The sequence below is a fragment of the Microbacterium sp. 10L49 genome, from assembly GCF_056395125.1.
Window position 1 is genome coordinate 929,699 of sequence record NZ_JBFTIW010000001.1, and the last position, 13,693, is coordinate 943,391.

The window sequence follows — 13,693 nt, forward strand, 5'->3', positions numbered from 1 at the left end:
CTCGATAGGGGGCCCGGCTTAGGCTGAACCCATGCCTCAGCGCCGATCGCACGTCGCCCCGTCCGCCGCGCAGTCAGAGCTCGCCACCGCGCTCGCGGCCCTGCGCACCGAGATCGACGCGCCCACCGAGTTCTCGCCCGAGGCGCTCGCCGAGGCGGCGTCCGCCACGGCTCCGACGCCGGACCTGGACCTGCGCGACATCGCGTTCGCGACGCTGGACCCGGCCGGATCCATGGATCTCGACCAGGCCTTCCAGATCGAGCGGAGCGGATCCGGCTACACCGTGCGGTACGCGATCGCGGACGTCCCGTCGTTCGTGACACCGGGTGGCGCGCTCGACGAGGCGGCTCGCGCCCGCGGCGAGACGCTGTATGCCGCGGATGGCACGATCCCGCTGCATCCGCCGGTGCTCAGCGAGGACCGCGCCTCGCTGCTGCCGGATCAGGACCGTCCGGCTCTGGTCTGGACCTTCGCACTCGACGCTGCCGGATCCGTCACCGATACCCGTCTCGAGCGGGCGCTGATCCGGTCCCGCGCGAAGCTGGACTACGTCACGACCCAGGCCGACCTCGACGCCGGACGGGACACACCGGCCGCGCTCCTGCCCGAGGTCGGCCGGCTGCGCCTGGACCAGGAGGCGCAGCGCGGCGGCGCGAGCCTGAATCTGCCCGACGAAGAAGTGGTGCGCCGCGACGACGGCTCGTACGCGATCGACCGTCGCTCGCCACTGCCGATCGAGGATTGGAACGCGCAGCTGTCGCTCATGACGGGCATGGCGGCGGCGCAGCTGATGCTGCAGGCCAAAGTGGGGATCCTGCGCACCATGCCTCAGCCCGACGACGCCGCGTTCGAGACGTTCCGGCGGCAGACCGAGGCGCTCGGCGTGCCGTGGACCGGCGGACGGTACGGCGACTACCTGCGAGGACTCGGCAAGGACGACCCGCGCACCCTGCCGATCCTGGAGGCGGCGTCGGCGCTGTTCCGCGGTGCGGGGTACGTCGCGTTCGACGGCGAGGCGCCGGCGGAGACGACGCAGGCGGCGATCGCTGCGCCGTACGCCCATGCCACCGCTCCGCTGCGGCGCCTCGTCGACCGCTGGTCGCTCACGATCTCGCTGGCCGTGAGCCGCCGCGAGGTGATCCCGGCATGGGTGCACGAGAGCCTGGCGCAGGTTCCGGATCTCATGCGCGCGTCCGCTCAGCGCTCGTCGACGCTGAACTCGCGCACCCTCGACCTCGTGGAGGCGGCTCTGCTGGCACCGCGCGTCGGCGAGACCTTCGATGCGGTCGTGATCCGCCGGGGCGGTACGCGTGGAACGGTGCAGATCACGGATCCGCCCGTGACCGCATCGCTGGGGCTGCCGGATTCGGCAGTGGCAGGGTCGACGATCCGGGTGAGGCTGGACTCGGTCGACGTCGCGAAGGGGCAGGTCTCCTTTGCCGTCGTCTGACGACTCTGCGGAGGCGCTCTCGGCGGGGCTGCGCACCCACGCGCATCGTCTGCGCACGCTCAACCCCGACGAGGAGGACGACGCGGACCTCGAGCCGCTTCTGGACATCGTGGGCGATGCCCGTGTCGTCGCGATCGGCGAGTCGATGCACCGCGTGCACGAGTTCTTCGCACTGCGCCATCGCCTGTTCCGATTCCTCCATCGTCGCGCCGGGTTCACGGCGCTGGTAGCGGAGAGCGGCCTGCCTGAAGGTCGGCACGTCGACGGATGGATCCGCACCGGCAGTGACGGCCTGCGCAACGCCCTGCGCGACGGGGTCTCGTACCGGTTCGGCGCGTGCCAGGAGATGCTCGATCAGCTCACCTGGATGCGCGAGCGCACCGCGACCGGACGATCGGCTCCGGGGTGGTACGGGATGGACTTGCCCGACTCCTCGGCGAGCGCACTGCCGGGCATCGTGGCCGCGCTCGAGGTGCTCGACGAAGCGGATCCGCTCTACGCCGCACACGTGCGCGCCGCAGTGCTGCCCCGGTTCGCGTATCTTCCCGACGACCGCGCCGGCCTGGCACAGGCGGCGCCGTCGATCCAGGCGTATCTGACATTGCCCGACCCGGATCGCGCCGCGATCACGGTCGGCATCGCCGACCTCGCCGCACGGATCCGCGCCCGCCGACGCGAGGAGATCGCCGGGCTCGGCGGCGACGCGGACGCCGAGGCGCGCGTGGACTTCGCGATCCGTGCGGCGGAGGCCGCCCGCGCAGCCGACGCATTCCTGCAGGCGATGACCGCCGGCCCTACCCGGACCTGGCCTGCCGCGAACATCCGTGACGAATGGATGGCCGACACCGTCGAGTGGATCCTGCAGCGCGAGCCCCGCATCCTCGTCGCCGCGGCCAACGGGCACGTGCAGCGCACCCCGTTCTCCGCTCCCCCGTTCGTACTGGAGGAGATGACGACCATGGGCGGGCATCTCGCCGATCGGCTCGGCGACGACCTCGTGGTGATCGGCACCGCGTTCGGCGGCGGCGAGCAATGGCTGCACCGGCCGGACCCCGCGGATCCGCCCGGACACTCCCGTCCGTTCATCGCCCCGCTCGCACCACTCGAGGAGTCCAGCCTGGACGCGGTGCTGGCACGCTCGGGCATCGGTGACGCCGTGGTGGACCTGCGTACGCTCCCTCCGGACGCGGCCGCCGCCGTCGACGCGACCACCGGCTGGCACAACGGCGACGTGATCCAGCCCGGCCATGCACGGGACGCGTTCGATGCCGTGGCCTTCATCCGGACGGTGTCGCCGTGGCGGACCTGGATCGACGATCGGGGGTTGGAGCGGCGCTAAGCCTGTACGGGGACCGCCGACGTCGTCATCACCAGCAGCTGCGGATCGGAAAGATCCAGCGTCACCGTGATCGACACGAACTCCGCGAGGGACGAGGCATGCGTGCCTCCGCACAGGATCGACGCGGTGCCCTCGGGCAGCTCGCACACCCAGCGGCGGCGATCGACGATGGTCTCGCCCTCGACCTCGACCCGGCTCGGTGCCCCGGACGCGACCCACGCGGCGAGCTGCGCGTTGATGCGCTCCTCGCGTTCCCCCAGCGAGGCCGCGAAGCCCTCGGTGTCGAAGCCGGCCTTGCGCAGGCTCTTGCCGAGGCGGTACTCATCGACCGCGCCGTCCTCATGGATGAAACTGGTCTGATTCGCGCGCCCCTCGAAGTCGGGGTTCCCCAGCGCGTCGGATCCGGCGTCCTTGCGCCACAGGTCGGCGACCGCGAGGTCCAGGGCCAGCGAAGCGAGGTGACAGGCGGTGTGCCCGCGGCTCAGCCCCGCGCGGTACGCCGCATCGACGGTGGCCTCGGCCGCAGCCCCGGCGGCGAGCACCGACGGCACCGCCTCGATGCGGTGCCCCACGAGCCAGGTCCAGCCCTCCGCGCCGCGCTTGACCGGGATGTCCGCTCCGACCGCGACCTCGCCCTCGTCGCTCACCGCCGCCATGACCGCCTCGGTCACCGCGACCTCGACGTCGTCCACGCGTAGCGAACCCCGGTCCCCCGGCTGGTCCGGCCAGGTGTGGTCGACCGGGTGGAACGGGGTGCGGTCCAGGACGACGACGGCGCCGTCGTCCGCCGGATGCACACCCACGACACGCGCGGACTCGACGAGGGACCCCGAAGGGAAGGTGACGATCGTGGCGCTGGTCACGACGTGACGACCTGCGCGGTGCCGAGCGGCGCGCCCGGGCCCATCTCGTCGGCGATGCGGTTCGCCTCCTCGATGAGCGTGGCCACGATGTCCTCCTCGGGCACGGTCTTGATGACCTCGCCCTTGACGAAGATCTGCCCCTTGCCGTTGCCGGAGGCGACGCCGAGGTCGGCCTCGCGGGCCTCGCCCGGGCCGTTCACGACGCAGCCCATGACGGCCACGCGCAGCGGCACGGTCATGTCCTTGAGACCCTCGGTCACGTTCTCGGCGAGCGTGTAGACGTCGACCTGGGCGCGCCCGCAGGACGGGCAGGACACGATCTCGAGCTTGCGCTCGCGCAGGTTCAGGGACTGCAGGATCTGGTGCCCGACCTTGACTTCTTCGGCGGGGGGCGCCGACAGGGACACGCGGATCGTGTCGCCGATGCCCTCGCCGAGCAGGATCCCGAACGCGGTCGCCGACTTGATGGTGCCCTGGAACGCGGGGCCCGCCTCGGTGACGCCGAGGTGCAGCGGCCAGTCGCCCATCGCGGCGAGAAGGCGGTAGGCCTTCACCATCACGACCGGGTCGTTGTGCTTGACGGAGATCTTGAAGTCGTGGAAGTCGTGCTCCTCGAACAGCGACGCCTCCCAGCGCGCGCTCTCGGCGAGCGCCTCCGGGGTGGCCTTGCCGTACTTCTCGAGCAGGCGCGGGTCGAGAGAGCCGGCGTTCACGCCGATGCGCAGCGACACTCCCGCGGCCTTCGCCGCGGCGGCGATGGCGCCGACCTGATCGTCGAACTTGCGGATATTGCCCGGGTTGACACGCACGGCCGCGCAGCCGGCGTCGATCGCCTGGAACACGTACTTCGGCTGGAAGTGGATGTCGGCGATGACCGGGATCTGGCTCTTCTTCGCGATGATGTGCAGCACGTCCGCGTCGTCCTGCGACGGCACGGCGACGCGCACGATCTCGCAGCCGGAGGCCGTGAGCTCGGCGATCTGCTGCAGCGTCCCGTTGATATCGGTGGTCTTGGTGGTCGTCATCGACTGCACGCTGACAGGAGCACCGCCACCGACGAGCACCTTGCCCACCTTGATCTGGCGGCTCTTGCGTCGCGGGGCGAGGACGTCGGGGATCTTGGGCATCCCCAGGTTCACGGCTGGCACGTCTCCCAGGTTACCCGTGCGCGGCTGGACGGGATCCGCGCGCGAGCTGAGCGCGCGCCGCGAACGTCATGGCGTGCTGCCCCGCTGCACCGGTGTGGTAGTTTCGGCGCATGTCCGCGAACCGCTCTTGGTGGCCCGCCTCTTAGGCGGAGAGTTCGCGACCCACGATCCAGACCGCCTTCCGGGGCGGTCTTGTCATTTCTGCCGCGTCGGATCCCTCTCTCAGGAGCACCTTCATGACCACCGCCGACCGGATCCACGCTCTCGACTCGTCGTTCGTCCTGCTCGCCCGCGAAGGCTCGGACAGCGTCGAGCTGCTCACCGGCGAGATCGTCGATGTGACGAACCTCGCCGACATCCCCCTCGGCTCCGGTGACGAACGCCGGGAGGTGTTCTCACTCGTCCCCTATCGCCAGGTGCGCGAGCGTGGCTTCGAGGCGCAGGACGACGGCGCCCCGCTGCGCTGCCTGATCGTGGACGAGCACCAGTACCTGCCGGCCGACGAGGTGCGGGCGGCGCTGCCCGCCGATCCGATCCCGCTGCACGACGGTGGCTTCGACCTCAGCGACGAGGAGTATGCGGCCATCGTCGAGCGCGTGATCGCCGACGAGATCGGCCGCGGTGAGGGCGCCAACTTCGTGATCCGCCGCGACTACACGGCCCGCATCGACACGGCTATCCCCGACACGGAGCGCACGGCGGCGCTCACCTGGTTCCGGGCGCTGCTCGAGCACGAGCGCGGCGCATACTGGACGTTCGCGGTCGTCACCCCGGGCGTGGTCGCCGTCGGCGCGAGCCCCGAGGCGCACGTCGTCGCGCAGGGCGGCGTGGTGACCATGAATCCGATCTCCGGCACGTTCCGCCATCCTGCCGGCGGCTCGACGACGGCCGCGCTCGGCGAATTCCTCTCCTCCACGAAGGAGACGGAGGAGCTTTTCATGGTGGTCGATGAGGAGCTCAAGATGATGAGCGCCGTCTGCTCCGACGGCGGCCGGATCACCGGTCCGCACCTCAAGCAGATGTCGCGCCTCACCCACACCGAGTACATGCTGCGCGGCAGCAGCCGACTGGACCCGCGCGACATCCTGCGCGAGACGATGTTCGCGCCGACCGTGACCGGATCCCCGATGCAGAACGCGTGCACGGTGATCCGCCGGCACGAGCGCAAGCCCCGCGGCTACTACTCGGGCGTGGCAGCGCTCTTCACCCCGAACGATGCCGGCGGACACGACCTGGACGCGCCGATCCTCATCCGCACCGTCTATCTGAAGGATGGCGAGGTGAGCGTCCCGGTCGGCGCCACGCTCGTGCGCCACTCCGACCCCGCCGGCGAGGTCGGCGAGACCCACGGCAAGGCCGCCGGCGTGCTGGGCGCGATCGGCGCCGTGTCGCGGGACACCGCCGCCGAGGCGCGCGAGGACGCCGACGCCCCCGGATCCGGCTCGACCCCGGCCGAGGATCCCGGGATCCAGGCGCTGCTCGCCTCGCGCAACGCCCGCCTCGCGGAGTTCTGGATCAACCCGCAGGATGGCGGCACCGGGGCGACGGCCACCGCGCCCTTCGCCGGCCGCACGGCCGTGGTGGTCGACGCCGAGGACCGGTTCACGACGATGCTCGCGCACCAGCTGCGCCACCTCGGACTCGACGTGCGGATCCAGCCGTGGGCCGACGCCGACGACGCGGAGATCGACGCCGCGGATCTGCTCATCGCGGGCCCGGGCCCGGGCGATCCGCGAGACGACTCCTCGCCCCGCATCGCCCGGATGCGCGCGCTCGTCGCACGGCGCCGCGAGAACGGACGCCCGCTGCTCGCCGTGTGCCTCAGCCACCAGATCCTCGCGGACTCCCTCAGGATCGCGCTCGCACCGCTCGCCAGCCCGCACCAGGGGCTGCAGAAGTCGGTGCCGGTGTTCGGCCAGGACGCCTCGATCGGCTTCTACAACACGTTCACGGCACGCGTGGCGCCGGGCACGACGGCAGCCGGCGTGGCCGAGGTGTCGGCGGATCCGATCTCCGGCGATGTGTACGCGCTGCGCGGGCCGGGGTTCGCGTCGGTGCAGGGCCACCTGGAGTCGATCCTGTCCCGGGACGGGATGACGACGCTGCAGCGCCTCGTCGGGCACGCGCTCGACGGGCGCTGAGCCCGGCCTCCCCTTGGCGCACGAGGAGGCGCCGCCGATCCCGACGGCGCCTCCTCGGCAGGCATCGCCTATTTGGTGTTCAGCTTGAAACTTCCGCTCCAGCTCGCCCCGGCATACCGTCCGGCGATCCCGGCCCAGGACACGGAGACCGGGTAGGTGCCCGGCTTCAGCGTCAGCTTCAGTGCGGTGGAGGCCACCCCGTTCGCGCCCGTCTGGGCGGTCACGGTCTGGCTGCCGATCACGAACGTCACGGTCTGGTTCGCGATCGGACGGCCGAGCACGTCGGTCACGGTCGCGGACAGCGGGATCTTCGCGTTCGGCTTGCTGGACAGCGTGCCCGTGTAGGCGATCGCCGAGGCCATCGACGTCACCGTCTGCGAGACGGCCGCGGAGCTGCTCGCGACGTACCGGGCATCGCCCGCGAACGCCGCGGTGATCGGATAGGAGCCGCTCGAGAGCGTCTCCGTCACGGTCGCCGCAGCCGTCCCGGAGCCGTCCGCGGTCGCCGTGGCGAGCTGCGTCACACCGCCGGCCGTGGTGAAGGCCACCGCCGCGCCGTTGACGGGCCGCCCGAACTCGTCGATCACCGTGCCCCGGTAGGCGACAGGGGCCGAGTAGGTCGCCGTCAGATCGCCCGTGAACGACGTGCTCGTACTGCGGGCGCGCACCGTGACCGAGACGTCCTTGGCGGTGCAGGCGCCGTGGCGATCGCACACCGTCACGGTGACCTGCGCGGTTCCCGGATCCGCCCACTGGTGCGTCTCCGAGGGTCCGCCCGTCACGATCGCCGAGCCGTCGTGGAAGTCCCACGCGTACGTCAGCGTGGACTGCTCGGCGGCGCCCGGATCCGTTGCCTGCGCCTGCAGCGTCAGCGGACGCCCCCATGCGACGGTCGGGTCGGCCGGCGTCACGATCACGGCCGGCGGAAGGTTGTTCACCCCGACGCCGAACGTCGTCGTGCCGGACAGGCCCGTCACGTCGGTCGCGGCGACCATGCCCGAGAACGGACCGGACTCCGCGAACACGTGCGTCGTGGGGCTGCCGTATGCGGTGCCTCCGTCGGAGAAGCTCCACACGAACGTGGCTCCCGCGGCGCACGGTCCTGTCGCGACCGCGCTGAACGGGATCGCACTCCCCTCGTCTCCGGTGAACGTCGGAGCGGCCGTCACGGTGGGCGGCACGTTGTTCGCCATCGCGCTGCCGAGCGCGTAGGACACATCGGATGCCGTCTCCGCGAAAGCGCTGTCGTTCGTGGCGAGCGCGTCTGTCGCGTCGTACACCGTGATGTTCGGCGCGCCCGGAAGGGTGAACGGCGGGTACGGCACCACGACCGGAATGACCGCAGGCGCCGAGACCTCGACCGTCCAGACCAGCTCGGTCACCGTGTGCACGGTGCCCTGCAGCCCGAGGCCGGACAGTCCGTACGTCACCGGGGCGCCCACCGGCGTCGTACAGGGCACCGACACCTGATCCGTCACCGGCTGACCAGTGCCGAGGTCCAGAGGGCCGGTCTGACCGTTCAGCGACCTCGTCGCCGCAACCGCGGACACCGAGAACGTCGCGGTCGTGCGCAGCTTGGCCGAGACCTGCGGGTTGAGCGGACACGTGTTGGCGTCGGGGACCGATCCGGGGATGTCAGGGCACGGCGGCGGGACCACGGTCACGTCGCTGGACTCTGCGATGCACGTGGCGGTGTCGCCATCCGCACCGAGGCTGCACGGCGTGCTGGCGTTCATGACCGTGGGCGCGAACGCGATGGGGACGGAGCTGCCGCTGACGTCCACCGACCCGGAGAAGCCGACGGTGTGCTCCACGGTGAGCGTGCCGGCGCCGGGCTGCCGGGTGAGAACCGGATCGACCGCTCCGCCCTGGCGGACCGTGCTGTCGTCCCATCCGGCGGAGACGACGTCCGACTGCGCGAGCGCCAGGTGGGTGGTGAGGGTCGCGGTGCCGTTCAGGGCACCGGTGACGGTGTAGTCGGCGGCGGGCAGATCCATCGCCTGGCTGAAGGCGACGGTCTGGTTCTGGCCGACCGGACTCGCGAAGGCGGGAGCCGGTGTGAGGAGGGCGGTGGCGAGGGCGATCGCAAGACCTGTGATCACGGCACGCCGCGTCTTTGCGACGGTGTTCATCGGGGGCCTTTCCTAGAGGGACGGCTACGGGTGCCCGCAGCGTACGTCCCTAGAGAGTCGGCGCCTGTCCCCCTGATACACGGTCACGATCCGGATCTGCGTCGGCCCCGGTGATTCAGCCGATCGACACCGGGTGGAACAGGTCGGCCACGAGCAGCAGGCCGCCCATGCCGACCAGCAGCGCCGCCACGACGATCGTGAGCGGCACGAGCCGCGTGGCGTCCACGGGCTTGGGCTTCGGACGCTGGAAGAGCTTCGCCCACGCTCGCTTCAGCCCGTCCCACAGCGCGACCACGATGTGCCCGCCGTCCAGGGGCAGCAGCGGGATGAGATTGAACACGAACAGCGCGATGTTCAGCGACCCCATGAGGCTCAGCAGCACGGCGAACCGGTTCAGAAGCGGCGCATCCGCTGCCGCCACCTCGCCGGCGATGCGGCCGACCCCGATCACGCTGAGCGGACCGTTCGGATCGCGCGGCGTGCCGGTGACCAGGGAGACGCCCACATCCCACAGCCGCACCGGCAGGTTGCCGATGAGCTGCACGACGGATCCGGTGTTCGCCATCGCCTGCTCGAAGCCCGCGGACAGCGGCTGCTGCACGTAGGCGAGCTGGGCGCCGACTCCGGCATAGCCGACCGTGTGCATGACGGCGTTGCCCTTGTCGTCGACGACGGCGCGCCCGTTGGCGTCCGCCTCCTGGCGCTGCGCGGCGACCGGGGTCAGCTGCAGAGTGAGCCGTGATCCGGCGCGCTCGACGACGAGCGGGATTGCCTTTCCGGGTGATGCCTGGATGATCGCGCTGGCCTCGGCGAACGTGCGGACGTCCTTCCCGTCGACCGAGACGATCCTGTCCCCCGGCTTGACCCCGGCCTGCGCCGCAGGGGCCACCGGATCCGAGGCGGAGCACGAGGTCTGCGTGGATCCGGCCGGCAGCACGCATTCCGAGACCGAGGCGATGGTGGTCGTACCCTGCTGAAGACCGATCCCGCTCAGCAGCACGGTGAAGATCACGACCGCCAGCACGAGGTTCATGAACGGTCCGCCGAACATGACGATGACGCGCTTCCAGACCGGGAGCAGGTAGAAGACGCGGCTCGCGCGCTCGGGGTCGATGGTCTCGTCGTTGGCGGCCCTGGCGTCCTGGATGAGGGTGCGGAAGGCGCCGCGCGACCGGCTCCGCCCGCCCTCGTCGCCCTCGTCGCCGGGCGAGGGCGGGTACATGCCCGACATCGAGATGAAGCCGCCGATCGGCAGCGCCTTGACGCCGTACTCGGTCTCGCCGATCTTCTTCGAGAACAGCCGGGGACCGAAGCCGATCATGTACTGGCCGACGTGCACGCCGAACAGCTTGGCGGGCACGAGGTGCCCCAGCTCGTGCAGGGCGATCGACACCCCGAGTCCGACCAGCACGAACAGCAGGCCAGCGACGTACAGCAGGATCTCCACCCCGCCACGCTACCGGTGCCGGGCTAGGAAACGCCCGTGCCGAGGCTGTGCAGTCGCCAGGATCCGCGGGATCCGAAAGCTCACGCCTGAGCGGCGATCATCCGGTCGGCCGTCGCCCTCGCCCACTGCTCCGCGGCCGCGAGGCTCTCGACGGTGAGCTCGTCCGGCGGATCATGCGCGTCGACCACCCGCTCGATGGTGTCGACGATGGCGAGGAAGCCCAGCCGCCCCTCGTGGAAGGCGTTCACGGCCTGCTCGTTCGCGGCGTTGTACACGGCGGGGTAGGTGCGCCCCGCTCGTCCGACCTGCTTAGCCAGGACCACGGATGGGAAGGCCGCGTTGTCGAGCGGCTCGAACGTCCAGCTCGCCGCCTTCGTCCAATCGATCGGCCGCCCCGCACCGCCCACGCGGTTCGGCCAGTCGAGCCCCAGCGAGATCGGCAGGCGCATGTCGGGCGGAGAGGCCTGGGCGATCGTGGATCCGTCCACGAACTCCACCATCGAGTGCACGATCGACTGCGGGTGCACCACCACCTCGATCCGCTCGTAGTCCACGTCGAAGAGCAGATGCGCCTCGATGACCTCGAGCCCCTTGTTCACGAGCGTCGCCGAGTTGGTCGTGACCATGCGTCCCATGTCCCAGGTCGGGTGCGCCAGCGCCTCGACCGGTGTGACGGCGGCCATCTGCTCGCGGGTCCGGCCACGGAAGGGACCGCCGGAGGCCGTGACGACGAGGCGGCGCACCTCCTGCTTGGTGCCTGAGCGCAGCGCCTGCGCGATGGCGGAATGCTCGGAGTCGACGGGCACGATCTGACCCGGCTGCGCGAGTGCGGTGACGAGGGCGCCGCCGACGATGAGCGACTCCTTGTTCGCCAGAGCCAGCGTGCGGCCGGCCTTGAGGGCCGCGAGCGTCGAACCGAGGCCGATGGATCCGGTGATCGCGTTGAGCACGACATCGGCCTCGACGTCGCGGACCAGCTGCTCCGCCTCGGCGGCGCCGAGTGCCGTGTCGTCCACGCCGAACTCCTCGGCCTGCTGCTGCAGCAGGTCGGCCTGCGTACCCGCGGCGAGGCCGACCAGCTCGAACCGATCCGGATTCGCCTTGATGACGTCGAGAGCCTGAGTGCCGATGGAGCCGGTGGAGCCGAGGATGAGGACGCGACGCATGGCCTCAGCCTAGGCCGTGCTCCGCCGACGGATGAGGGCCCGTGGCATCGGCGATGCTCACGGGCCCTCGTTCGATCAGCGGCGGGTCACTGCGCGGGGGCCGCCGTGGGGACCGTGCCGAGGATGTCGATCACGAACACCAGCGTCGAGTTCGCGGGGATCGAGCCGCTGGCCTTGTCGCCATACCCTTCGGCCGGCGGGATGACGACCAGCACCTGCGAGCCGACCTTCTGGCCTTCGAGCGCCTTCTTGAAGCCGGTCACCACGCCCGTGGTCTGGAACTGCGCCGGAGCCTTCCGCTTCCAGCTGGAGTCGAACTCCTTGCCATCCGCCCAGGTCACGCCGCGGTACTGCACGATCACGTAGTCGCCGCTCTGCACCGTCGGGCCATCGCCCTGCTTGAGGTTCGCGATGGTGGTCGCCGCGGGCGGGTCGGCCTTCGGGATGGTGATCTCGGGAGCGCCGTCCTTGTCGAGCTTGACGGTCGGCATGCCCTCGACCGGAGCGACTTCCTTGCCCTTCGCAACGGTCGGGAGGGCCTTCGTGGACTGCGCGTAGACGACAACCGGCTTGCCGCCCTCACCGAACATCTTGCCCGGGACCGCCACCACGACCGCCGAGCCGAGCGGCTTGCATTCCAGCGCGGCGACGAACAGTGACTGCTGGTTCGGGTCGAGCAGCACGGGCAGCTGGTCGTCCACCCCACGGGCGCTGGAGTCGAGGACGGTGCCGTCCGTGGCGTTCACGATGCGGTACTGCACGGAGACCAGATCCCCGGCGACCACGTTCTTCCCGTCGCCCTTCTTCACCACTGTGCGCTCGACGGCGGTGGCCGCGTCGACATCGGTGCCGGAGGGCACCGTGACCTTCAGGTCCTTGCCCTCGCCCTCGACCTTGACGGCGTCGGAGGCCTTGCCCGGCTTCGCGTCGAGCAGGCACGACGACGACGCCGACGGAGACGGCGAGGCCGAGGGGTTCGCGGCACCGGCACAGCCGGACAGCAGGAGAGCCGTCGCTGCGACGGCGGACAGAGCAGCGGCAAGGCGGATGCGCACGGAAGACCTCGAGACGTAGAGACGAACCCGCCCATCCTGCCCTATCGGGCTTTGCCGCCGCTGGGAGGTGGTGTGAATCCGCTCCCGATCCGCCTCGCGCGCCCATTCCGATCGCGGAATGGATCCTGATCTAGCCTTGTCTGGTGACCCCGCAACACGAACCCGCAGCGTCTGCGGACCGCGACGAGGCCTTCGCAGAGCAGGAGCATCTCGAAGACGAGGTGCATCGCGCCGGTGCCACCTATCTGCTCGGCCGGATGATCCTCATCCCGCTCACCCGGCTCATCTACCGCCCTCGCATCGAGGGGCGCGCGAACGTGCCGAAAGACGGCCCGATCATCATCGCGTCGAATCACCTCTCCTTCATCGACTCGATCGCGATCCCGGTCGCAGCTCCCCGGCGCGTGCACTTCCTGGCGAAGTCGAGCTACTTCGAGGGCACGAGTCTGAAGGGTCGCTTCGTGGCGAACTTCATGCGCGCGGTCGGCGCGATCCCGGTGCGCCGCGGCGCGGGCCAGGCCGCGCTGGACGCCCTGGACGAACAGCGCAAGCTACTGGACGCGGGGCTCGCCGTCGCGCTGTACCCGGAAGGCACGCGTTCGACCGACGGGCGCCTGTACAAGGGACGCACGGGCGTCGCCTTCCTCGCGCTGCAGACGGGGGCAAGAGTGGTGCCGGTCGGAGTGATCGGCACCGACAAGGCCATGCCCGTCGGGGCGAGCATGCCCAAGATCGGCTCCAAGGTCACGATCCGCTTCGGCGAACCACTGGATCTCTCGCACCACGGCGCGGCGAACTCAGGCCGTGCCCGCCGCGGCGCGACCGACGAGATCATGGCCGCGATCCACGCGCTCAGCGAGCAGGAGCTCGCCGGCGTCTACAACGAGGTGCCGGCGCAGGGCGCGATCGAGAAGATCAAGCAGGCGCTGCCCCACGAGCGGCGCTGACCGGG

General features: G+C 70.7%; 10 protein-coding genes. 4 read left to right on the top strand and 6 right to left on the bottom strand.

The features are described 5' to 3' along the window. Positions 1 to 31 precede the first annotated feature (31 nt). Both AC1DCT_RS04415 and AC1DCT_RS04420 read left to right on the top strand, forming a co-directional pair. Positions 32 to 1,450, top strand: coding sequence for an RNB domain-containing ribonuclease (locus AC1DCT_RS04415; protein ID WP_477427690.1), 1,419 nt, complete (start codon positions 32 to 34; stop codon positions 1,448 to 1,450). Beyond that, positions 1,437 to 2,789: an erythromycin esterase family protein gene (locus AC1DCT_RS04420; RefSeq protein WP_477427692.1), complete on the top strand. Its 1,353-nt coding sequence runs from the start codon at positions 1,437 to 1,439 to the stop codon at positions 2,787 to 2,789. The genes AC1DCT_RS04415 and AC1DCT_RS04420 overlap by 14 nt, the downstream gene beginning before the upstream one ends. On the opposite strand, the gene AC1DCT_RS04425 is transcribed toward AC1DCT_RS04420, so the two are convergent. Then, entirely contained in the window at positions 2,786 to 3,652 is an 867-nt protein-coding gene (locus AC1DCT_RS04425) for an alanyl-tRNA editing protein (protein WP_477427694.1), read from the bottom strand. The genes AC1DCT_RS04420 and AC1DCT_RS04425 overlap by 4 nt on opposite strands. Further along, a complete protein-coding gene (gene ispG, locus AC1DCT_RS04430; RefSeq protein ID WP_441975994.1) occupies positions 3,649 to 4,800 on the bottom strand; it encodes a flavodoxin-dependent (E)-4-hydroxy-3-methylbut-2-enyl-diphosphate synthase in 1,152 nt (383 codons plus the stop codon). Before ispG ends, AC1DCT_RS04425 begins: the two co-directional genes overlap by 4 nt. A 236-nt stretch (positions 4,801 to 5,036) precedes the next feature. On the opposite strand from ispG, the gene AC1DCT_RS04435 reads away from it, so the two are divergent. After that, entirely contained in the window at positions 5,037 to 6,941 is a 1,905-nt protein-coding gene (locus tag AC1DCT_RS04435) for an anthranilate synthase family protein (RefSeq protein WP_477427696.1), read from the top strand. A gap of 68 nt (positions 6,942 to 7,009) precedes the next feature. Here the strand turns inward: AC1DCT_RS04435 and AC1DCT_RS04440 are convergent, their stop codons facing one another. The 4 genes from AC1DCT_RS04440 to AC1DCT_RS04455 form a co-directional block, all read right to left on the bottom strand. Further along, on the bottom strand, positions 7,010 to 9,073 hold the full coding sequence (locus AC1DCT_RS04440; protein ID WP_477427698.1) for a PKD domain-containing protein: 2,064 nt from the start codon (positions 9,071 to 9,073) through the stop codon (positions 7,010 to 7,012). Between the two features lie 115 nt (positions 9,074 to 9,188). Then, positions 9,189 to 10,520 carry a M50 family metallopeptidase gene (locus tag AC1DCT_RS04445; protein ID WP_440732189.1) on the bottom strand — a complete coding sequence of 444 codons (1,332 nt, stop codon included), beginning with the start codon at positions 10,518 to 10,520 and terminating at the stop codon, positions 9,189 to 9,191. Between the two features lie 80 nt (positions 10,521 to 10,600). Then, the gene (dxr, locus tag AC1DCT_RS04450) at positions 10,601 to 11,686 is read right to left on the bottom strand and encodes a 1-deoxy-D-xylulose-5-phosphate reductoisomerase (RefSeq protein ID WP_441975991.1); all 1,086 of its coding nucleotides are present in this window, start codon (positions 11,684 to 11,686) and stop codon (positions 10,601 to 10,603) included. A gap of 86 nt (positions 11,687 to 11,772) precedes the next feature. Next, a complete protein-coding gene (locus tag AC1DCT_RS04455; RefSeq protein WP_477230690.1) occupies positions 11,773 to 12,741 on the bottom strand; it encodes an FKBP-type peptidyl-prolyl cis-trans isomerase in 969 nt (322 codons plus the stop codon). A gap of 257 nt (positions 12,742 to 12,998) precedes the next feature. On the opposite strand from AC1DCT_RS04455, the gene AC1DCT_RS04460 reads away from it, so the two are divergent. Next, positions 12,999 to 13,688, top strand: coding sequence for a lysophospholipid acyltransferase family protein (locus AC1DCT_RS04460; protein ID WP_440732444.1), 690 nt, complete (start codon positions 12,999 to 13,001; stop codon positions 13,686 to 13,688). Positions 13,689 to 13,693 lie beyond the last annotated feature (5 nt).